General features: G+C 34.3%; 22 protein-coding genes and 1 pseudogene. 12 read left to right on the top strand and 11 right to left on the bottom strand.

Features of this window, described 5'->3' with window-relative positions; all coding sequences use genetic code 11:
* Positions 1-387: 387 nt before the first annotated feature.
* Positions 388-1362, top strand: a complete 975-nt coding sequence (locus tag HMPREF2737_RS04620; RefSeq protein ID WP_037550745.1) for a choloylglycine hydrolase family protein — start codon at positions 388-390, stop codon at positions 1360-1362.
* Positions 1363-1413: 51 nt separating this feature from the next.
* On the opposite strand, the gene HMPREF2737_RS04615 is transcribed toward HMPREF2737_RS04620, so the two are convergent.
* The gene (locus tag HMPREF2737_RS04615; protein WP_037550746.1) at positions 1414-2790 is read right to left on the bottom strand and encodes an MFS transporter; all 1377 of its coding nucleotides are present in this window, start codon (positions 2788-2790) and stop codon (positions 1414-1416) included.
* A 569-nt stretch (positions 2791-3359) separates the two neighbouring features.
* Here HMPREF2737_RS04615 and HMPREF2737_RS04610 point away from each other — a divergent pair.
* From HMPREF2737_RS04610 to HMPREF2737_RS04595, 4 genes are all read left to right on the top strand, one after another.
* On the top strand, positions 3360-4064 hold the full coding sequence (locus HMPREF2737_RS04610; RefSeq protein WP_016930593.1) for a DUF969 domain-containing protein: 705 nt from the start codon (positions 3360-3362) through the stop codon (positions 4062-4064).
* Positions 4057-4983: a DUF979 domain-containing protein gene (locus HMPREF2737_RS04605; protein ID WP_016930592.1), complete on the top strand. Its 927-nt coding sequence runs from the start codon at positions 4057-4059 to the stop codon at positions 4981-4983. The genes HMPREF2737_RS04610 and HMPREF2737_RS04605 overlap by 8 nt, the downstream gene beginning before the upstream one ends.
* Positions 4984-5007: 24 nt before the next feature.
* On the top strand, positions 5008-5646 hold the full coding sequence (gene pcp, locus HMPREF2737_RS04600; protein ID WP_037550747.1) for a pyroglutamyl-peptidase I: 639 nt from the start codon (positions 5008-5010) through the stop codon (positions 5644-5646).
* Positions 5647-5838: 192 nt separating this feature from the next.
* Entirely contained in the window at positions 5839-6222 is a 384-nt protein-coding gene (locus HMPREF2737_RS04595; RefSeq protein WP_037550748.1) for an ABC transporter substrate-binding protein, read from the top strand.
* 88 nt (positions 6223-6310) lie between these two features.
* Here HMPREF2737_RS04595 and HMPREF2737_RS11850 read toward each other — a convergent pair whose 3' ends face one another.
* Complete coding sequence (locus HMPREF2737_RS11850; RefSeq protein WP_229664800.1) at positions 6311-6658, bottom strand: CPBP family intramembrane glutamic endopeptidase; 348 nt, start codon at positions 6656-6658, stop codon at positions 6311-6313.
* A 78-nt stretch (positions 6659-6736) separates the two neighbouring features.
* Positions 6737-6973 carry a hypothetical protein gene (locus tag HMPREF2737_RS11845; RefSeq protein ID WP_229664801.1) on the bottom strand — a complete coding sequence of 79 codons (237 nt, stop codon included), beginning with the start codon at positions 6971-6973 and terminating at the stop codon, positions 6737-6739.
* Positions 6974-7130: 157 nt separating this feature from the next.
* Between HMPREF2737_RS11845 and HMPREF2737_RS04585 the strand changes: the two genes are divergently transcribed.
* Positions 7131-7949, top strand: a complete 819-nt coding sequence (locus HMPREF2737_RS04585; protein WP_016930588.1) for a CPBP family intramembrane glutamic endopeptidase — start codon at positions 7131-7133, stop codon at positions 7947-7949.
* Positions 7950-8083: 134 nt separating this feature from the next.
* On the opposite strand, the gene HMPREF2737_RS04580 is transcribed toward HMPREF2737_RS04585, so the two are convergent.
* The 4 genes from HMPREF2737_RS04580 to HMPREF2737_RS04565 form a co-directional block, all read right to left on the bottom strand.
* Positions 8084-8692, bottom strand: a complete 609-nt coding sequence (locus HMPREF2737_RS04580; protein WP_016930587.1) for an NDxxF motif lipoprotein — start codon at positions 8690-8692, stop codon at positions 8084-8086.
* Positions 8693-8856: 164 nt separating this feature from the next.
* A complete protein-coding gene (locus HMPREF2737_RS04575; RefSeq protein WP_037550749.1) occupies positions 8857-9675 on the bottom strand; it encodes a CPBP family intramembrane glutamic endopeptidase in 819 nt (272 codons plus the stop codon).
* A 103-nt stretch (positions 9676-9778) separates the two neighbouring features.
* Complete coding sequence (locus HMPREF2737_RS04570) at positions 9779-11311, bottom strand: sodium:solute symporter family protein (RefSeq protein ID WP_037550751.1); 1533 nt, start codon at positions 11309-11311, stop codon at positions 9779-9781.
* 51 nt (positions 11312-11362) lie between these two features.
* Complete coding sequence (locus HMPREF2737_RS04565) at positions 11363-12244, bottom strand: N-acetylneuraminate lyase (protein WP_037550753.1); 882 nt, start codon at positions 12242-12244, stop codon at positions 11363-11365.
* A gap of 242 nt (positions 12245-12486) precedes the next feature.
* Between HMPREF2737_RS04565 and HMPREF2737_RS04560 the strand changes: the two genes are divergently transcribed.
* The gene (locus HMPREF2737_RS04560; RefSeq protein WP_037550754.1) at positions 12487-13350 is read left to right on the top strand and encodes an ROK family protein; all 864 of its coding nucleotides are present in this window, start codon (positions 12487-12489) and stop codon (positions 13348-13350) included.
* 61 nt (positions 13351-13411) lie between these two features.
* Here the strand turns inward: HMPREF2737_RS04560 and HMPREF2737_RS04555 are convergent, their stop codons facing one another.
* Positions 13412-14218 (bottom strand): MurR/RpiR family transcriptional regulator, encoded by an 807-nt coding sequence (locus HMPREF2737_RS04555; RefSeq protein WP_037550756.1) that lies wholly within the window; start codon positions 14216-14218, stop codon positions 13412-13414.
* Between the two features lie 173 nt (positions 14219-14391).
* On the opposite strand from HMPREF2737_RS04555, the gene HMPREF2737_RS04550 reads away from it, so the two are divergent.
* A complete protein-coding gene (locus HMPREF2737_RS04550) occupies positions 14392-15063 on the top strand; it encodes an N-acetylmannosamine-6-phosphate 2-epimerase (RefSeq protein WP_037550758.1) in 672 nt (223 codons plus the stop codon).
* A 24-nt stretch (positions 15064-15087) separates the two neighbouring features.
* Complete coding sequence (nagB, locus tag HMPREF2737_RS04545; protein ID WP_037550760.1) at positions 15088-15816, top strand: glucosamine-6-phosphate deaminase; 729 nt, start codon at positions 15088-15090, stop codon at positions 15814-15816.
* Between the two features lie 68 nt (positions 15817-15884).
* Here the strand turns inward: nagB and HMPREF2737_RS04540 are convergent, their stop codons facing one another.
* A complete protein-coding gene (locus HMPREF2737_RS04540; RefSeq protein ID WP_037550762.1) occupies positions 15885-16133 on the bottom strand; it encodes a hypothetical protein in 249 nt (82 codons plus the stop codon).
* 130 nt (positions 16134-16263) lie between these two features.
* The gene (gene nagA, locus HMPREF2737_RS04535) at positions 16264-17421 is read right to left on the bottom strand and encodes an N-acetylglucosamine-6-phosphate deacetylase (RefSeq protein WP_037550763.1); all 1158 of its coding nucleotides are present in this window, start codon (positions 17419-17421) and stop codon (positions 16264-16266) included.
* A gap of 218 nt (positions 17422-17639) precedes the next feature.
* On the opposite strand from nagA, the gene HMPREF2737_RS04530 reads away from it, so the two are divergent.
* Positions 17640-19262, top strand: coding sequence for a BCCT family transporter (locus HMPREF2737_RS04530; protein ID WP_037550765.1), 1623 nt, complete (start codon positions 17640-17642; stop codon positions 19260-19262).
* A gap of 273 nt (positions 19263-19535) precedes the next feature.
* Complete coding sequence (locus HMPREF2737_RS04525) at positions 19536-20321, top strand: putative hydro-lyase (protein ID WP_037550768.1); 786 nt, start codon at positions 19536-19538, stop codon at positions 20319-20321.
* Positions 20322-20385: 64 nt separating this feature from the next.
* On the opposite strand, the gene HMPREF2737_RS04520 is transcribed toward HMPREF2737_RS04525, so the two are convergent.
* Positions 20386-21585, bottom strand: coding sequence for a DUF819 family protein (locus HMPREF2737_RS04520; protein WP_037550770.1), 1200 nt, complete (start codon positions 21583-21585; stop codon positions 20386-20388).
* Between the two features lie 191 nt (positions 21586-21776).
* Between HMPREF2737_RS04520 and HMPREF2737_RS04515 the strand changes: the two are divergent.
* Positions 21777-23194: pseudogene (locus HMPREF2737_RS04515) on the top strand (anion permease).
* Positions 23195-23304 lie beyond the last annotated feature (110 nt).

Here is a 23304-nt window from a genome sequence, read left to right as displayed (position 1 = left end):
TTTAGTCATCAGTCCAATTTATTATAGAGCCTATTTTTTGAAGTGGCTTAGAATTCTTCATGAAGTCATTGTCCACCGCAACTTACTTTGCTTATATGATTTCTTTTTTGAGATTTTCAATGGTGGAATATAACTAGAATTGAAATATCTTTATACAAGCATCTAAGCAATTATTTAATAGCATTTTCTTCGCTATTGGCACTTTTATTATTTCTATGATAGTTGACTATTACGGTATAATTTGGGCCTATATTATTTGTTTTAGTATGTATATAGCAACTTTTATTTTAGGACTCTTTTTCCGAAAAACTTTAAAAATTGAAATGAGTAATTAGAAATCTTATAATTGATAATAATTCTCACTTTAAATACTGGAGGTTTCTACATATGTGTACAGGTTTTACGTTTCAAGCTAAAAACGGTGACGTTATTTTAGGACGTACGATGGACTATGACTATCCATTAAGTGGACATCCTGCTGTGCAACCACGTCACTACTATTGGGAATCTCGTGTAGATTATAAAGGTACAACGTTGTATGGTTTTACTGGTGCCGGTTCTGATATGGAAGGCTTTATTTTCGGAGACGGTGTAAATGAGCATGGCCTCGCAATATCTAATCAATATGACCGTGGTTATGCCTCATACGCTAATAAAATACGAGATGGATACATCAATATTTCACAAACTGAAGTATTAACATGGGTACTTGGTTACAACAAAACGATTGAGGAACTTATTGAACAAGCAGACCAAGTTAATGTCGTTGCACATACATTGAATGATATTAATGAAGCGCCACCATTACATTATCATGTATCGGATGCTACAGGCCGAACTGTAGAGATTACGTTTGTAGAAGGTCGCATTGTCGTTCATGATAATCCAGTCGGTATACTAACAAATAGCCCTGATTTAAATTGGCATTACGAGAACTTGAAGAATTATGCGAATGTGACACCTTACAAACCACAATATAAACACTATAAAAATTTATATATCGGCAATGAAAGTGGTACCTCTGGACTACCAGGTGGTTATACGTCAGCAGAACGTTATGTAAGAGCAGCTTATCTTGTAAGTAATATGTTGCCTGACGATGGTGATGATGCAGTATTAGGTGCGTTTAGAATTCTTGATAGTGTAAGCATTCCTAAAGGTGCAGTTCGCCCTTCTGAAGATGAATTCCACTATACGCTGTACCAAACTGTATTTAACTTAACATCGCGTACATTGTATGTGAAATACTATAATTCTAATCGTATTGCTGAATTACAATTAACTGAGGATTTATTAAATAGCGACGAATTAGTTATATTTGATCCGATTCCGCAAAGATTGTCTACCGATAAAGTAAATTAATTATCTATAAACAAACAAGCGTGGCTGATAAAAAAGCCACGCTTGTTTTTATTATGCTTTAACATTTTTAGGAATCAGAATAAATGCTGATATAAGTCCAAGTATCATAATAATTGCCCCGACTAAGAATGAAATCATTGCTGACATTTCTACTGAATAGAATTGTTGGCATACTGTAAATACGGTCGTATTTAACGCGATACCAAAAGCTCCTCCAAGTGTAGCGCCCATCTTATATAAACCTGTAGCAAAACTCACTTTCTCTTCTGGCATATTGAATACTGCAATCGTTAAGCCTGGTGTAGCAACTAACCCATTACCAATCGCACATACAACAAATGCGAAAGTTACAATACCTACATACCAACTTGGCGATAAGAAAGTGAAGCTAATTAGAATGATACCAATTGCTGGAAATAGCGGCCCTGCAATTAACATACTTTTACCGCCATATTTTTGAATTGCTTTTTCACCTAAGCGTATCATCGCTATCGCCATGAAGACATACGGCACTGAAACCAAACCAGTTTGTGCTTCGCTCATACCAAATTGTTTTTGCGCGTAACCATTAAAGACTACTGTGGTACCTACCCCAGTGTTAAGCACAAAATTATTGATTGTTGAGCCCAGAAATGCTCGATTTTTTACAATTGAAAAATCAATAAATGGTGTGGGTCTGCCTTTTTCAAAAATATAAAATACAACTAAAGCAATGAGACCAACGATTGCAACAATTAACGTGAATCGACTTGCCCAACCATATGTAAAACCTTGAGTCATCAATAGCATCAAGCAAGCGATAATTACACCAAAAATCACCATGCCTACATAATCGAAGGGCTGGTGATCACGTTCTTGACGTGGCACTTCTTTTCTACGCCTTAAAATAAAAATCGCAATAATTGATAAAACGATAGAAAACACAAAGATAAATTGCCAACTTAAAAAGCTAGAAATAAGACCACCGACATAGGAAGAAAATCCTATTCCACCAACTGTCGCAATCATCATAAAACTATAAGCTTTACGGAGTGGTTGACCTTTAAAGTTATCTGATACTAAGCCAATTGTAGAAGGTAGTAATATGGCAGCTGATAGGCCTTGAAAAATGCGCCCAATAACTAAGAATGGCGTGGCAGGAACAATAATAAGACTAAGGCAACCAATAATACTAAAGACGAGACCTATTATTGTCATCTTGAGGTTTCCCACTTTATCTGCAATATCTCCTGCACCCACCATGAAAATACCTGTAACGAATGATACAAGGCTGATAGATAGGTTAAGTGTAGAATCTGTAGCACCAAACGTCTTTTGTACACTAGGACCAATATTTATAAATGATTGTGCAAACAACCAATATGTTAACACTGCAAAACTAGCTGCAATGATTAATTTACCGTCGAACCTACTTTGATGTGAACTCACATCTGACACTTCCTTTACTGATATAATAAAATAGTTATTGAGAATTATTCTCATATAACCTAAGATATTATATCATGTCCTTGAAGAAAATATATAATTTAAAATTTTAATGAAGGCAACTAATAATCAGTTTATTTTAGAAACTTATCATAAATATCGTAGTTTTATATATTTATTTAGCCAAACTGTAATAAATAAACACAGACCTAACTTAATTGAAGAACATAAAGAAATAGTCTCGGAACTCGCAAAAGGTAATGTTCAAATGCTACTAATTTACTTTAAAATCATTTAAAAAAAGACTTAGAATTTAGTCTCTATTATCTTGAATTTTTAAACCTATTTATCATCTAACATTTCAAACAATATCTAAATATAAAATATTATTCAATTTATTTTAAATTCACTTTAATAGCAATTTTAGTTGTGCTAATATTAAGAAAATTACATCTATTATTCACTTATCTTTTACATATTAATTAGATAGGGTTACAGAGATTAATTGTAACTCTGAATCTCATCAATTAAATATTAAAAGTTAATTTGAATAACTGTTAAGGAGTGTTTTTATGGAATGGATTAAATTGATTGGTATTTTAATCATAATCATCGGCTTCATTCTTAAGTTTGACACTATAGCAATTATTTTAATTGCAGCAGTAGTCACTGGTTTAGTTGCCGGTATGGATATCGTTGAAGTACTTTCAACACTTGGAAAAGCCTTTGTAGATCAACGTCTTGTAACTTTATTTATGCTTACACTTCCTATGGTCGGTTTAATTGAACGTTTTGGTTTGAAACAACAAGCTTCTAAACTAATTAGTAACGTTAAGAAAATAACAACCGGTCGCCTTCTTACTTTATATTTAATTATTCGTGAAATCGCCGGCGTAGCTTCAATACGTATCGGTGGCCATCCTCAATTTGTTCGACCTTTAATTAACCCTATGGTTCAAGGTGCACTTCGAACACGTTACAATCTTACTGATAAAGACATCGATGAGAAAGATATTGAAAAACTAAAAGCCGAAGCATCTGCCATGGAAAATTATGGTAATTTCTTTGGACAAAACTTATTTGTTGGTGCTGCTGGTGTGTTATTGATGGTTGGGACTTTCCAATCTTTAAACATTAAAGTGAATGCGATGAGTTTAGTGCTCGCTTCAATTCCTGTTGCTATCATCACACTTATTTTAGTTTGGATTAAAAATATTTTACTCGATCGTTACTTCAATAAAAAATATGGAAATAATGAGGTGAAAAGTCATGAGTGAAGCAACTTTAAACCATATTTTAGAAATATTTTACATACTGATTGGACTTCAATTTTTATATACAGCTTATCGCGCTTTACGTTCACAAGATAAATCTAAAAGTTTAGGTACAGCAGCATTTTGGACCATTTTAGCTATTTTATTTATAGGTGGTCCTTATATACCAAATGCAATTAATGGTCTGCTAGTTTTAGCAATGGGTGCTTTAACACTTTTCAGACAAGTGAAAATCAAAAACATTATCGATGTTAATGATGAGGAAGTTGAAAGAGGTTCTGCTAAATATGGAAATAAGCTTTTCATTCCTGCAATTGTCTTAGCTGTGGTGGCAGTAGTTGTTTCAAACTGGACTCCACTTGGCGGTGCCATCGGTTTAGGTATTTCATCTATTGTAGGATTAATCGCAGCACTACTCATTATCAAACCAAAATTATCTTACACATTGTATGACAGTGACCGATTAACGCAACAAGTTGGAACGACAGGTATATTACCACAATTCTTAGCTGCACTTGGCGTACTCTTTACTGCAAGTGGTGTGGGTCAAGTCATTTCAAAAGGTATCTCTTCATTTTTACCTGAGGGCAACCATTTAATTGGTGCAATTGCTTATATATTAGGTATGGTTCTTTTTACAATGCTTATGGGAAATGCTTTCGCAGCATTTACTGTTATAACAGCAAGTATTGGTATTCCATTCGTTATTGCCCAAGGTGGCGATCCAATCGTTGCAGGTGCGCTTGCCATGACTGGTGGTTTCTGCGGAACATTACTTACACCTATGGCGGCAAATTTCAACACATTACCAGTTGCACTACTTGAAATGAAACAAGAATTTGGCGTTATTAAAGCACAGGCGCCTATAGCATTAGCACTTATAGTAATTCACATTGCTCTAATGTATTTCTGGGCATTTTAAATAATTCTAAGGAGGAAATGAATAATGAAAATTTTAGTTACAGCATTTGATCCATTTGGCGGTGAACAGATTAATCCTGCACTAGAGGCAGTAAAGCAATTGGAGAATACGATTGGCGAACATACCATTTCAAAGTTAGAAATTCCAACCGTCTTTCATGAATCTAAAGACGTCATTGATAAAGAACTGTCTAAAGGCGATTACGAAGTGGTCTTGTCTATTGGTCAAGCTGGTGGTCGTTATGACCTTACTCCTGAGCGTGTAGGTATCAATATCGACGATGCACGTATTCCTGACAACAAAGGAAATCAGCCTATTGATGTGGCCATTCAAGAAGATGGCGCACCTGCCTACTTCTCAAACTTACCTATTAAAACGATGACTGAAGCGATTAAAGCAGTAGGCGTCCCTGCAAGCTTATCGAATACAGCGGGCACATTTGTTTGTAACCATGTCCTATACCAATTAGGTTATCTCGCTGACAAGTCTTATCCGGGGCTACTATTTGGATTTATTCATGTACCATTTATCCCTGAACAAGTGACAGATAAACCTGAGAAACCGTCGATGTCTATTGAAACAATTGCGAAAGGTTTAACAGCGGCTATTAAAGCCATTTCTAAAGAAGACGACGCCAAAGTTGCACTAGGAGAAACACATTAAAAAGAGGGTCCCCACCCTCTTTTTTTAATTTCAAAATTGGAAAACTTCTACGTACCTATTCACAAATTTATCATTTCAAAGAATTTGTATAGGGTGTATCATATAATAATGTTTATTGATGGAAAAATATTTTCAATAACTAAACTCTATTATAAAAAATAATGATGAATACAATAGAAAGAAGGTAAAACATTGAAAAAGCGCATATTCTATTCACCTTCTATATGCGCGATGCTTATGTTAAGTGGTTGTGCTCAGTATCATAATGATGACAAAGAGGTTAAAGTCTCACTACCTCGTGAATTTAATACAAATCAACTAGATGCACAAGGCTTTGATGCGCCTATGCCTGTGTACAATGCTATCTATCAACCGCTTGTAACTTATGGTAAAAATGGCAAGATTGAACTAGGTCTTGCTACATCTTGGGAAGCTTCAGAAGACGGTAAACACTACCTATTTCATTTAAAGAAGAATGTAAAATTCAATGATGGTTCTGATTTTGATGCATCGGCAGTTAAATTCTCAATTGAACGTGCAAAGGCTACGGATACAACCGACCCTATAAACATTTAAGAATTGAGCATATTTAAGTTAAAAAACAATGCCTATCAAAACTTAGGCATTGTTTTTATTGCGTATATACTATGTAATTAGAGTATTTCTACCAAAAATAATTTTGAAATGTAGCTAATATATTACCAAACATGTGTATGATGATAGGTATTTCGAGCCGTTTTGTTTTTAAATATGCAACAACGAAAATGAAACCTGAAAAGCCGTAAATAAACCATTCACCTATGTTGCTTGGGCCATGAGCGCCAGCGAATAAAATAACAGATACTATGCCACCAACTATAGGTGCACCTCTAAAGATACCTTTAATTAACAATCCTCTAAATATAATTTCTTCTAAGATAGGACCTAAAATACCTATCGCAATGAGTTGTAAATACAGTGGTACATTGCGGTAACTTTCCTCTAACTCCTTCTCATTCCCTTTCGTAGGCATGAATTCAAAATAAATATAATCTGTACCATTTGCAAGAATGAATCCAATGATAATGATTAGCCATTGCTTTTTAGTTATTCAACTAAATTGAAATAGCTTCAACTTACTTAATTTTAAAATTAGAAATGCAATAATGACCCCTACAATAGCAATCCAAAAGTATCTTGGCTTCTCTACTAAGAGTATAACCATTGATTCGGCAACAAATAAAATACAAATTAAAAATAAAGATTGTAATAGCAACTTCCAATAAGGTTTTTGAGAAATTTGAAAATCTCCTGTTATATGGTCATGTGACATTTCATCTTTAGACATAGTTAACCTCCTAAACATATAATTCGAAATGTTAATTTTTAGTTTAGATAACGCATTTTTATGAAGTGACCTACAATAAATGTCAAATATATGTTACATTCATATAGAGGTATTCATTTTTCAAAATCTTATATTTCTAGACAAAGGTGGGTTTATTATGATGAATCATCAGAATATGGATACAATTTCTAATACTACATCTTCTTCAAATGAAGATAATTCAACTAAAGACCACATACATACCGAAGAACGTCGTCCAACTGGTAATAAGTTTGTTCGTGCCCTTATTTTCATTGGCTGGATGCTACTAATTCAAATTCCTATTGTGAGTAGTATGTTTATCTATAGTTTTTCTATTTATATGGATACATTAACTTGCACATTAGTGACCATCATTTATTTCATACTAGCTGCTGTAGTAATATGGCTAGTTAGAGGTTATTACAAACGTCATACCTATGAAAAGTCTAAAAAATTTACAGGTAAGGATATTGCAGTTAATGTTGGTTGGGCCTTACTTCTTAGATTAATCGTTATTGGTATGTCATATTTAATGCTATTTGCGACAGGTTCAATGCAAACACAAAACGACAAAATGTTATTAGGTGATATGAACGCTGCCAAACCAACGCCTGATCAATTGGGCCAAGTCTTCCCGCTAATTGTCTTCGTACTGACGATTACATTTGTAGCACCTTATTTAGAAGAACTTGTTTATCGTGGCATTTTTAAAGAAACATTATTTAAACGTACACGATTCTGGTTACCGTTCATCCTATCATCACTTATCTTTGCTTCTCAGCATGGTATTTCAAATTGGGTAGCAATTCTAATGTATACCATGATGGGAATGATATTCTACCTTGCTTACCATCGTCGTAGAAATGTTCGTGACAGCATGATGGTTCATATGATTCATAATGGTGTGAGTGGCATCATGGTTCTAGTAAGTTACTTTATGGTATTTTTTAGTTAAACATTGAACTCTTAAACTAGTTCTAACATAACAAATATTGTCGTAATTTAATCTTAAATATTTCTTAATTTAGAATTTAGCACTTATTAACACTATAAAAGCAGGACTTCATTACGTCGAAGTCCCGCTTATTTTTATTTATCAAATGCAATGGTCTTTATATTTTTCTCTTTCAAGAATTTCTCAATTTTGGCTTGTTCTCGACCATTCGCAATATTTTTATCTTTATTGATATCGAGAATATCTTTTAATGATGCATCTTCATCTAAATTTAATACACGTTGATTTGTTTGATATGTTGCTATCATATAATTACTTATCTTTTTAGTGTATTGTTCATATTCTTTGTTAGGCATCTGATTATTTTTTATGTACTTGGCAAAGTTATTTAAATTTTGTTCTTGTAAGTCTACAATATGATTGAATTTTTGTTCTTTTTTCTTAGATAACTTTTCGTCAGAATCTAACTTGTCCTCGTATGGCTCTCTAGCATCTGTTAATTTTCTATCGGTATCTAAATAGATTTTAATATCTTTTTTAATCGTGTTTTCAGAAATTTTCTGATCTTTAGTTGTTTTATCAAAAATATATTTCGGTATTTTATAATTATGATTAGCACTATTTTGTGACTGCTTGTTATCATTTGATGTATCTTTAGAATCATTTTCTTCTGACGATGACGAACAGCCAACTAATGTAAAAGTAAGAATAATTACAGGAATAACTAATAAGTATTTCTTCATATTAATGCTCCTTTACAATGTAAGTAATTCTTTCCTTTTTTTAGTATAAGCAACTACATAAATAATTTAAATAAACCATGTAAAATAACAACTACTTTTAAAGTAACTTGTTTACTATGCCTAATTTCATGAGAGAATATCACTCTTTAGAAATCTGAACCCTTCTATTGAATACCTCTATGTTTAATCATTAGTAAAATAAAAATAACGCCTATGTATCCTGTGATAGATATAATGGATGCTTCATAACCAAATTGATTGCCTGTGATGGCTATGTTGTTCGTATGTACGACATATTGCCAAATACTATACTGACTTTCCTTTTCCGTGATAAGTAAAAGTTGGGATAAATTCCAAAAAAAATGTAGTGTAATACTTGCCCAAATGGTATTAAATTTATAGGTTGCCAAACCGAACATGATGCCTACTAGTGAACCGCTAATTAATAATAAAAAGAAACTACTTACATTTAACCCACCATTTAATAAATGGATTGCCCCAAAAAATATTGCCATGGAAATAATGGCAATCTTGATGTTCGTCTTCTTCTCAATGTACCCCATCAATAAACCTCTGCATACCATTTCTTCAACGACCGCGCCACCTAAGGCTGTTACGAAGATAGACCAGAAAAATGAATGCAACATATCATTTAAATTACCAAAGTGGTGCACAGTAAAATCACCTGGAACAAAAATGAAATAAATGCCATAAACTACTATTGGTAAGCTTAAGCCTAATATCACATAGAGTTTATTAAACTTAGGTGTTGTTATACGATATGCGCTCAAGCGATCTTTTAATACACGTTTAATGAATAATCGAACGACTAAAAAAGCAAAAATGATATATAAAATCCCTTGTAAAATAGCGGCTATACCTAGAAATGGAATTAAATCACTAAAGATGGATGCAATGCCTTGTGTAACGACCATGATAAGTAGTGCTAATAAGAATATACCTGCAATTTTCAATATTTTCATGATAATACCCCTATCTTTTTATAATCATTATTATATTAGCACAATGTTAAAGATATAAAATACGAGTCGAACAATCAATGATGTCCAACTCGTATACTAAATATTATTTTTTCTCTATTACTTTAGAAATATATGTTGATGGTTTATCTTTATCAAATATTGTTAGCCCAGTAATATCTTTTGCATTTTTAGATGGTACGACAAGACTTACTAAATATCCGAAGACGAAAGCAACGACGAATGAAATGATTGATACGTAGAATGGTGAGTTACCTCCACCAACGCCATTTAGTAGGTATGCAATGATTACACCTGCAATTAATCCTACTAAGACACCAAATGTATTCGCACGTTTTGTAAAGATACCTACTGCAAAGATACCAGCTAGTGGTACACCAAATAATCCAGTGATCAATAAGAATAAATCCCATAAATTGTTTGAATCAGCAGCAATTAAGTAAATTGAAATACCATAGCTTAATAAGCCTGCCACAACAATGACTAATCGTGCAAAGTTAACTTCTGATTTATCTGCCCCTTTTCCAAAGAAGCGATGTTTAATATCTTCAGAAATACAAGCAGAGATAGAGTTCAAGCTTGATGAAATCGTCGACTGTGCAGCCGCAAATATAGCTGCAATCAGTAATCCGCCCACGAATGGTGGCATTTCAGTTAGAATGAAGTAAGGCACGATAGATGATGTATTGAATCCTTTAGGCAATACCTGTTCATGTTGATAGAAAGAATACATCATAGTTCCCATTCCATAGAAAATAGGTGCAGAGATTAACGCTAAAACACCATTTGTCCATAACGATTTCTTCGTTTCATCCATAGAGTCAGATGCTTGATAACGTTGAACAACATCTTGACTCGCAGTATATTGGTGTAAATTGTTAAAGATATTTCCAAGGAAGATAATCGGAATCGCTGCTGCTGCGCTATTTAATTTCCAGTTATCTACACTAATAATCTTCTTATTGGCAATTGCATCACTGACAATTGTGCCGAAACCACCTTTGATTTCAAAAGCACCGATGATAATTATCATTAATGCGCCACCAAGTAAAATAACACCCTGGATAAAATCGCTCCATACAACGCCTTCGAATCCACCTAAGAAAGTATAAAGAATACATAAAATACCCACTAAACTAGCTACGATGAATGGATTCATATCAGATACAGCTGTGATTGCTAATGTTGGTAAATAAATAACAATCGCTATGCGTCCTAAATGGAAAATGACAAATAATAATGAACCGATGACACGTATACTTGGTCCAAAACGCGCTTCTAAATATTCGTACGCTGATGTTACGCGTAACTTTTTAAAGAATGGTACATAAAATGCGATTAAAATTGGAATAATTGCGACAATCGCAATATTACCAGCGATGTATGCCCAATCTGTTAAAAATGCCTTTTCCGGTGTAGACATAAAGGTAATGGCACTTAAAGTCGTCGCATAAATCGAGAACCCAATGGCCCACGAAGGCAAACGACCACTTGCCGTGAAGAAACTATCCGTATCTTTACCAGCCCTTTTAGTAAAGTACGCTCCAATTAATAACATAATGACAAGATAACCAATAACAGCTACCCAATTCCATGCCCCAAAACCGACTTGATGCATAATCAACACCCCTTGTGTTACATATTCTGTTGTTAAATATTCTCAGTTTGTCTATAAATCGTATTTCTTAATTAATGTGTCCAATGCATCGCGATGTCTTTCATCAAATGGTCGGAATGGACGTTTAGGCAATCCTCCATCGATACCACGCGTTTTTAATATTTCTTTTAATGTTGGGTAAATGCCCATACTTAATACCGTTTCGATGATGTCATTCGTATCATGTTGTATTTGATATGCTTCAGCAATTTTGCCTTCTCGTGCTAAATCAAATATTTGTCGTGCACGGCGACCATTCACATTGTATGTTGAACCAATTGCCCCATCGACACCTGAAATTGTCGCTTGCACTAACATTTCATCAAATCCAGATAATATGAGTTTATTAGGAAATGCCTTACGGATACGTTCTAATAAGAAGAAGTTAGGTGCAGTGTATTTCACGCCTACAACTTTTTCATGATTAAATAACTCGCCAAATTGTTCGATGCTAATATTGACACCTGTTAAGTCAGGAATCGCATAAATAATCATATTGTTTTGTGTTGCTTCGATAATGTCGAAATAATATTGCTTAATTTCTTCAAAAGAGAATGGATAATAGAATGGTGTCACTGCTGATAATGCATCATAACCTAGTTCTGTTGCGTATTTCCCAAGTTCAATCGCTTCATTTAAATCTAATGATCCAATTTGCGCAATTAAGTTCACATCGTCTCCAACAGTTTCTTTCACTACTCTAAAAATTTGTTTCTTTTGTTCTTTACTAATTAAGAAGTTCTCCCCAGAACTACCATTCACATATAAGCCATCAAGTTTCTCAGTCTCAATCGCATTTTTAGCAATTTGCTTTAATCCTTCTTCTTTTATTTGTCCATGTTCATCAAACGGTACAAGTAATGCGGCGTATAATCCTTTTAATTTATCTTCCATGTCATGTTCCTCCAAATCAATTTTTATTCAAATTCATTTTTATAAACTTTGAGATAAATTCAATTACAATAAATTTCTATTTACACCTCGAATTGTAAACGCTATCATTTTCTTAAACAACTATTTTTGAAAAGATTTAACAAAATTTTACGAATTTGATGAAAATATTTTTCAAAAAGAATGATGACGATTACTTTAATTTGAAGTGTCGTTATAATAAAGACGACTAAGGAGGTACCTCAATGTATAAAATAGCTATAGATATAGGTGGAACAAATATTAAAGTGGCAGTCATTAATGATGACTTAGAAATGATTGATTATAAAAAGATTAAAACGCCAGATAATATTAATGTGCAAATTGTAGATGAAACATATCAATTAGTAGCAGCATTTATGAAACAATATCAACTTAAAAATCCATTTATTGGTATTTCAAGTGCTGGTGTCGTCGATTCAGATTTAGGTCAAATTATTTATACGGGGCCAACCATTCCTAATTATGACGGTACACAATTCTTCGAAGTCTTCAAAGATTTATCGTCTGATATCGCTGTTTATAATGATGTGGATGCGGCATTGTTAGGGGAACTTAAACTCCATCATTATGAAGAAGATAATATATTCTGTTTAACTTTGGGGACAGGTATTGGTGGTGCATTTTACAGTGAAGCTTCTGGCATTTATCAAGGTTCGCGTCACCGTGCCAATGAAATTGGTTACTTACTTTATCGTGAAGAAGATGGTAAAACATTTGAACAACGTGCCTCAACATCAGCTCTTAAAGATTTAATGACTAAACATCAATTTGAACATGGTACGGATGTACCTAGATTATTTAATCTAGCAGAAGATGGTAATGAAGAAGCACTTAATATTCTCAATGAATGGAGTAATTATGTTGCAGAAGGTATTGCTCAAATTCAAATTATTTATGATCCAAGCTTGATTCTTATTGGAGGCGGTATTTCATCTCAAGGTGAAACACTTCTCAAATATATAGAACCTAAAATTCATCATTATTTACCCTCTGACTATGGCATTGCTAAGATACAAACAACTCAAACAGAGAATCATGCTGCTTTATTCGGCGCAATCACTAAATAACAGCTGGATATAGATAGGCGTGGGACACTGAATTCATAACGAATTCTGTCCCACTCCTCACTCATTCTTTCTCATTTCCTAAAATGACGTCTCGTGTTTGTTGATATACTTGGTGCATATGTGTGTCATTCAATAATAAATAACTCACGATATCTAATAAAAATAGTGTTGCGATTTGTGAGTTGATGAATTTTGAATCATTGTTACTTGATTGAGCCGTCGTGATTAATACTAAATCTGCATTCTTAGTAAGCGCACTACCTTCGAAATTTGTTATGACTACGACATACGCCCCTTGATTGCGAGCAATCTTCGCAGCTTCAATTAATTCTAAGGTTTCCCCACTATTTGAAATAGCGACAAACATATCTCGTGATGAAAGTAGCGACGCCGATATCTTCATTTGGTGCGCATCTGTTGATACAGAACCTTTGATACCCATACGCATTGTGCGATAGTAAAATTCACTTGCCGTTAATCCCGAACTTCCTAATCCTGCGAAATTGACTTGTCTACACGTTTTTAAATTGTGTGCTAGACGCTTAATCTTTTCCTCGGAAATAAATTCACCCGTTTGTTGGATAATGTTTTGATGATAACGATGAATAAGCTGAACAAGCGGTGCATTTTCTACTACCTTTTCTGATTTTTCGTGTTGCAAATTAAACTTCATATCTTGAAAGTTGGCATAATTTAATTTGCCACTAAATCTTGTAATGGTAGCTGGTGATGTCCCGATAGCATAAGCTAAGGAATTAATTGTAGAGAAATTTTCATCAAGTTCATGTGTTTGTATATATTCAATAATTTTTTTATCCATTTTCGTTAATAAATGACGACTTCGTTGAATACGATTTTCAAATTTCATGACAACACCTCGTAATTAAGTTAGTTAAACTGTATTATATTTGAAAATATTTTTCAATTCTCAATTATAAATTGATAAATATTTTCTTAATGTTATGATATGAATGAATAAACGAATCAATTATAAATACTATTTCTATTTACAATTTTGAAAAAGACGGAGCGTGTTTAAAAATGTTACCAAATGGATTAATCGTGTCATGTCAGGCGTTACCTGACGAACCATTACACTCATCATTTATTATGTCAAAGATGGCTCTAGCAGCTTTTCAAGGTGGAGCGGTTGGTATACGTGCGAATACTAAAGAAGATATTTTAGCGATTCGAGAAGAAGTATCACTACCGGTTATCGGAATTGTAAAACGAGATTATGAAGGTTCTAATGTATTTATTACAGCAACTTCTAAAGAGGTGGATGAACTAATTGAAAGTGGATGTGAAGTAATTGCTTTAGACGCGACAACGCAAACACGTCCTAAGGAGTCCCTTGAAGAATTAGTTCATTACATTCTAGAGAAAGCACCCCATGTTGAAATTATGGCGGATATTTCAACTGTTGAAGAAGCCATCAATGCAGATCATTTAAACTTTGATTACATTGGCACAACATTACGTGGGTATACGTCTTATACAAAGGGACACATTCTCTTTGAAAATGATTTTGAATTTTTAAAAGAAGTATTAGAAAAGGTCAACGCGAAAGTTATTGCAGAAGGTAATGTCATTACACCTGAAATGTATAAAAAGGTAATTGACTTAGGCGTACATTGTACGGTTGTCGGTGGGGCAATTACACGTCCTAAACAAATCACTGAACGTTTTATAGAAGCTGTCCAACAAAAATAATTGCTTAATTTGGAGGCGTAAATCATGAAAATAACGAACTTAGTAGATAAAAAATTAGCGAGTGATTATGTTGCAATTGAACTATTGAACTTAATTAAAGATAAGCCTGATGCTATATTAGGGCTTGCTACTGGTGGCACGATGACAGATGTTTACCCACGCTTCTCAGAATTAGCATTGGCTAATCGAGTAAATTTAGCAAAGGTTCAAACATTTAATTTAGATGAATATGTAGGGTTAGCACCTGAACATGCTCAAAGTTATCATACGTATATGCATCAATTATTATTTGATCACAATGCTAGTTGGAATGCCGATAACATTCATATTCCTCAAGGCCATGTTGATGATTTAGAGCGTGAGGCAGGTCGTTATGAGAATCAATTGAAACAAATTGGTCAACCGGACATTCAGTTATTAGGTATTGGTGAAAATGGACATATCGGCTTCAATGAGCCTGGCACATCTTTTGAAAGTGAAACACGTGTGGTTGATTTAACTGATTCAACGATTAATGCTAACAGTGTTCATTTTGATCATATTGATGATGTGCCTAAACAAGCCGTTTCTATGGGATTGAATTCTATTATGCGTGCGAAACGAATCATCTTATTAGCATTTGGAGAACGTAAACGTGATGCAATTCATCAACTCTTGAATGGTGAAACAACTGAGTCATTACCTGCATCTATCTTGCATCAACATCCTAATGTAGAAATCATTGTTGATGACACTATTTTCAAACATTTATAGTTGACTACCCAAATAAAATAGAAAACAGAAAGTGGATTGATAGCCAATCCACTTTCTGTTTTTTCATTTTATGAATGTTTAAATAATTTTAAAATTAAATACATAATAATACTAATAACCGCAATTACTGAGAAAGTAATTAAGAATATTAATTCTGTTTGGTGAAATTCAAATGCTAAAGTAAAATTATTAAAACTTTTGAATGTGCTATAAACGATTAAATTAAGTAGGATTAATGCGATTAAAGCAATAATAGATAACCATGCTAACCAACTAAAGAAATGCTTAGCGTTAGGGAATCTGAAATCATTATTCATGAATGGACACCTCTCTTCCGTCGCTCGAGTTTCGTATCAAACATTTACTACATATATACACTAGAATGTATATCTTTAAACGCGAATAGAGGTTAGAGAGAATTTATAATAACTACATCAACCAATTTTTTTAATATTGATGTACAACTCCTGATTTAATTGTTTTATCAATACGAATCGTATCATTTACCACAACGATATCAGCATCTTTACCGATTGCTAAACTACCTTTATGGTCATCAATTTTCAATGCAATGGCTTGATTCAAACTCGTTACTCGCCATAAATTCTCTAATGAATCATGTGTATATTCAATTAAATTATACAAACCGTCATTCATTTTCAAGATGCTACCTGCTAAAGCGCCACTTGCTAAGCGAGCCTCTTTTCCTTTAACGATGACATTCTGTCCGCCTAAATCATATTCACCGTCTTCCATCCCTTTCGCACGCATTGCATCTGTGATGAGATACATGTGTTCATTTCCCTTTTGCTTATAAGCAATATGTACAGAAGCAGGATGTGAATGAATACCATCAACTATAATTTCTGTATTTAATTGTTCATTAGTCCACGCCGCACCGAAGACACCTGGATCGCGATGTTCAAATGGTGTAGCAGCATTATATAGATGTGTTACGTGTTTAGCACCATGGTCGACCGCTTCATTCGCTTGATCAAACGTTGCCACAGTATGCCCCATTGAAAAAATAATATCTTCATGTAATTGATTGAGTGTATCATGTGCACCTTCAACTTCAGGCGCAAAGGTAATAATTTTGATTTGCTGATTCGCAATTTCTTGGAAATGTTGAATCTTAGACGCTGACGGACGTTGCACATATTTAGGATTTTGTGCGCCAACTTTATGCTCTGAAATAAATGGACCTTCTAAATGAACACCACCTACTTCAGCAGCTTCTCCTCGTTGTTGATCAGCTTGATATGCCACAATATTTTTCAATGCCTTTTCAATATTAACATCAGATTGTGTCATCGTCGTTGCTAAAAATGTTGTCGTTCCCTCTGATAATAACTGTTCAGCCAAATGTTTCAAACCTTCATAAGAAGCATCCATTGCATCCTCGCCATAACCACCATGAATATGAATATCTATGAAACCTGGTAATACATTTTGACCTTTCACGTCGACTTGTTCTAATTCTCCAGTATACGTTCCTTGTTGAATATCACTTATTTTGCCATCTTCTACTACAAGATATCCATTTTCAATAACTTGCTTTTCCGTATAAATTTTACCATTTGTAATGACATAGTTTGTTGACATGATATACCTTCTTTTCTATTTAATTCTTCAAATTTTCATCTCAATTATAGCATTTCATTAGGTCGTATTTAGCCAATTTTCTCTTTTGGAAAAAGTTTTCAAAACAGAACACTATGACTTAGAAATCAAGATATTTCAAAAAAATTGAATTTTGAAAATATTTTATATTATAGGTATACTCAAACTAAATAAAATATAAAGGATGACTTAATTGAACAATGAATGACAAGCAAAAGAAAAACAATTATTTAGTATATGTGATATCCGTAACCATCATTGTACTTATTACTGCTATGGCCGGATTCTTTCCTAAAGCATTTGGCGTCTATGCACAGCATATTTATAATTTTATTTCTAATTCATTTGGTTGGCTGTTCTTACTTATTATTTTTATTTTAGATATCTTTTTAATCTTGTTAGCAATTTCTCGTTACGGTCGTTTCAAATTAGGCAGTGATGATGAAGAACCTGAATTTTCATTTTTATCATGGTTAGGTATGTTATTTTCTGCGGGACTTGGTGTCGGTATTGTATTCTGGGGTGTTGCTGAACCACTCACACATTATCTTCACTCACCGTTTCCAAAAGATGTTCCGAATCAATCAGCAGAGTCAGCGCGTGTAGCTATGGGGTATACCTTCTTCCATTGGGGTATTTCACAATGGTCTATCTTCGCCATGGCTGGACTTATCGTGGCATATTTTCAATTTAGAAAGAAGCGAGATGGTTTAATTTCTACAGCAATGGAACCTGTCTTTGGTCAAGCTTACAAACGTCCATTTCGAAATGTGATTGATATTTTAGCAATTATAGCTACAGTTATGGGGATTGCCACTTCTATAGGTCTTGGTATCATGCAAATTAGTGGTGGATTGAATCATGTCTTCCATGTACCAAATAATAACGTTACAAAAATTGCTATTACGGTACTCATGGTTTGTATTTTCTTAGGTTCTGCGATAACTGGATTAAATCGAGGCGTTAAATGGCTAAGTAACATCAATATTATTTTAGGCGCTGTTTTACTACTATTCATGCTTATCTTTGGAGACTTAAAATTCATCTTTGAATCTTATACTCTAGCAATCGGAGACTATATCAGACACTTTGTTGAATATAGCTTACGTATCAATCCATATTCTGGCAATAATGCTTGGATACAACAATGGACTGTCTTTTACTGGGCATGGGTAATCTCATGGTCACCATTCATAGGAGGATTCGTCGCTCGTGTATCTCGTGGACGTACAATTCGTGAATTTATCATGTGTGTTTTAATCGTACCTCCACTCATTTCATTCGTATGGATTGCAGGATTTGGTGGTATGGCCGTTAAGTTTGCTATGGGTGGCGATAACATCGCTAAATTAGTAGATAAAGATTACACAGTTGCTTTATTTGAATTACTATCAAAATTTCCATTAGCTGATATTACGAGCATAATAGCAGTCGTCTTAATATTCTTACTCATAGTGACAAGTGCAGACTCAACAACACATATTGTTGCTGGCATGGCAACAGGAGGTAGCGAGAATCCAAAGGTGAAACATAAAGTGATTTGGGGATTGCTCATCGGCGCTATTTCAGTTGCAATGACGATTGCAGGTGGTTTGACGAGTTTACAAACTGCATCCGTTGTAACAGGATTACCATTCTCTATCATTCTATTACTAATGACACTTTCTATTATGCGTGCGCTTCGCAGAGAACATACGAAGCACTTCCAAATGTCTTATATTGATGATGACAAAGATTATTCTATTCCATTAGAACAACGAGAAGATCATAATAAATCTAATGTAAAGGAACAAGACAAGGAACAAAACAATGAAGAAAAATAACAATATGGATCTGTACTTTAATTTACTGCCTTTAATAGGACTAATCATAAGTACATTTTTATTCATACTATATTTTGTCATTTATCGTGTAGATGATATTTGAATTATTGTAAGTTTATATTGTTTATTACCAATATTTGTGAATAGTTCTATCACTTTAGCATACAAACTTTTTAATAAATAGCGCATAGACTGCTCTTGTAATATGTGTAATTTTAAAATATTGTAGTAATAAGCACTTTCTATCATTAAGGGGAAACAAGGGGGATTATAATGAATTACAAACAGGCATCACCTGAAGTCTTACGTCAATTAATTCGAGATGGAGAACTTGTCGGTCACACAAGCGGTATGGCAGAGGGTTATATACAAGCTAATGTGGTTATATTGCCATCGAAATATGCTTATGATTTCTTAAAGTTTTGTTTTAGAAATCCAAAGACTTGCCCACTCTTAGATGTGTCAGAAATTGGCGCACATTCCTTTCCATATTATGGGCCTAATGCAGATATACGCACTGAAGTTCCGAAATATCGTATTTATGAACATGGTCAATTGATTAAAGAAGTTGATGATATCACTGACCTTTATACAGAAGATATGGTTAGCTTTCTAATTGGTTGTAGTTTCACTTTTGAGCATGCCATGTTGGAAGCTGGCTTACCTGTACGTCATATTGAAGAGGGTCATAATGTACCGATGTATCGTACAAATATACCAGCACATTCAAGCGGATACTTTAAAGGTAATATCACAGTTAGTATGCGTCCTATGACTATGACTCAAGCGATTAAGGCAACAGAAATCACTTCACATTTTAAGAATGTTCATGGCACGCCAATCCATATCGGCACACCAGAAGAACTAGGAATCACTGATATCGATAAGCCTGATTATGGAGAAGCTGTCACAATCAAACCTAACGAAGTTCCAGTCTTTTGGGGATGTGGCGTGACACCGCAATCTGTTGCACTTGATGCCAAACCTAAGTTAATGATTACACACTCACCCGGACACATGTTTATTACAGATATTAAAGATAGCGAATTAAATGATTAATTTTTTAAAAAGGGAGATACGCAGCTAAAAATTATGCTGAGATATCTCCCTTTATGTATTTATATTATCCAATGTGTATTAAAAGTTGATAAATAAGTGTGCCCGCATAGTTCCCTATGACATAACCCAATGTACCTATAATTAGTATCGGTCCAACAAGACCTTGCCATCCTTTACTGATAGCTAAAGCTGCTGCCGTTGTAGGACCACCAGCAGTAGCATTACTTGCCAACAGTATTTCTTCAATCTTAAAGTTAAATAACTTTCCTAGTATTAAACTTAAACCTAGATTGAAAATTAATATAATCATCACAAAGACAAATAATAGTGGTGCTGTTTTTATAATCGTCATAAATGAAGCAGGTGTTCCTATCACTACAAAGAATATGTAAATAATAAATGTTCCAATTTCTGAAGAACCGGCTAATTTATCAAAGAAATCTCCCCAAATAGCCACTGCCAATAATGTAAGTGTTGTAAGTAACAGGTATTGATCGCCAAAGAAAGAAACCAGTATCGTAAGTAGGACATTAGACTGCGGTATCACATGTTGAATGACCTCAGATAATTTAAAACTGATTGCTACTAATGCCACTGCAATCGCTATCGAAAGTGCAATATCTAATAATTGAATTTGCTTCGGTTGCCAATAAGATTGTTGCGTTTCTGGTGTTGACTCAGTTTGATAATCTGTCTTAAACCATCTTTTTATAATAGGTAAAGACGGTATTGCAATCAACAACATAAAGTACAATGCCATGACACTATTATCTGCAACGACTGTTGATGAAATCATGTCACTCGGTGTTTTAAACTTCGTGCTTAAAGCTGCAAAGTTCACGCCACCTCCTATATAACTTCCTGTCATCATCGCGCCAATTTTTGATAAATATGGAATCCATTGATGAAGTAAAATAAATCCTACCGTTGTCCCTATCAATGTTCCAACTGATGCAATTAAGAAGATATATAATAATCGACGACTTTCCTTCCAAATCTTTAAAATATTAGAACTGAACAATAATAAAGGAATTGATATTGGTACCGCGTAATCCCATACCGTATCATAAACCGGCGATTCAGTCGGGATAATCTTAAAATTGGATAATAACATAGCCCCTACTAAAGCAATGATGGCACCTGAAATGGTGCTTGCCCATTGATATTTCTGTTCTAAGAAGATACTGATTGTCGCCCAAACTATAATTATGGCCCATAATATCCACGTATCATCTTTTGCTATTAATGTCCCTATTGTAAACATCATCCCATCCCCCTTCTTTAGTAACATTTTATACTATTAATAATTTAATTTCGATATTCTATGCCATTTTTATAACGTTATAATCTACTGATAATAATTCTCAATGAAACGTAAAAATGCTCTGTACATTGCTAAAAAATAGGACTATTCTATGTATGAAAATGTTCGAAATTTGGAAAGAAGGTTTCTATATGAATAACTCTGTTAAATAAAAAAATTTATATTACCTCTAGTCATAGGCATACTTATAGCTGTGCTTGCCCCTTTCAGACCTGAATCATTAAGTCTGGATGCATGGCTAATGTTTGCTATATTCGTAGGTACCATTATCTGCTGTATCACACAACCTATGCCTATTGGTGCCGTATCGATCATAGGGTTCACGCTAACCGTTTTAGTTGGTGTTATCGATACAAAGACTGCCGTTCAAGGTTTCGGTAATCCAAGTATTTGGTTGATTGCAATGGCATTCTTTATCTCTAGAGGATTCGTTAAAACTGGACTCGGCCGTCGTATCGCACTTCAGTTTGTAAGATTATTTGGAAAGAAGACACTCGGTCTAGCATACTCACTTGTCGGTGTGGATTTGATTTTAGCACCAGCAACACCTAGTAATACTGCTCGCGCAGGTGGGATTATGTTTCCAATTATTTAGTCGCTTTCTAAATCGTTTGATTCTGACCCGAAACAAGGTACTGAGCGTAAGGTGGGGTCATTTTTAATATTCACTGAATTTCTTGGCAACCTTATTACTGCCGCGATGTTCTTAACTGCAATGGCCGGTAACCCACTTGCTCAGAACTTAGCTGAGAAGACTGCACATGTTCACGTTACTTGGATGAACTGGTTCTTAGCAGCCATCGTTCCTGGCATTGTGTCACTTATCGTCATACCATTTATTATTTATAAAATGTATCCGCCAACAGTCAAAGAAACACCTGATGCGAAAGATTGGGTCGAAAATGAATTAGCTGATATGGGGTCAATTGCTAAAGCCGAAAAATTCATGATTGGTGTATTTATTATCGCATTACTACTTTGGGTAGTAGGTAGCTTTATTGGTGTAGACGCAACATTAACTGCGTTTATCGCATTATCTTTATTACTTATCACAGGCGTATTAGATTGGAAAGATATTTTAAATGAAACTGGTGCTTGGAATACATTAGTGTGGTTCTCAGTGTTAGTGATGATGGCAGATCAACTGAATCAATTAGGCTTTATTCCATGGTTAAGCCATACTATCGCAAACAGTTTAGGCGGTCTAAGTTGGCCAGTCGTCCTTGTTATTCTAATAATCTTCTATTTCTATTCACATTATTTATTTGCCAGCTCAACCGCTCACGTCAGTGCAATGTACGCAGCATTACTTGGTGTAGCCGTTGCTGCAGGTGCACCACCGTTATTTAGCGCATTAATGCTTGGTTTCTTTGGTAACTTAATGGCCTCTACAACACACTACAGTAGTGGCCCTACGCCTATTCTTTATGCAGCTGGTTACGTCACTCAGAAACGTTGGTGGCTCATGAACCTAGTCTTAGGCGTTGTGTACTTTGTAATCTGGCTCGGTTTAGGTTCATTATGGATGAAACTGATAGGATTGATGTAACTATATTAAGGGAGAGAAACTTGTACAAGTAAGAGTTTCTCTTTGTGATTTTTTCAGAATTTTCTATTTAGTTTATAAATATTAACGGTATAATGAATTTATCTAAATAC

This window comes from Staphylococcus sp. HMSC069D12 (assembly GCF_001810405.1).
GTDB classification, from domain to species: Bacteria; Bacillota; Bacilli; order Staphylococcales; family Staphylococcaceae; genus Staphylococcus; species Staphylococcus haemolyticus.
This window is presented reverse-complemented; position numbering and strand designations above follow the sequence as displayed.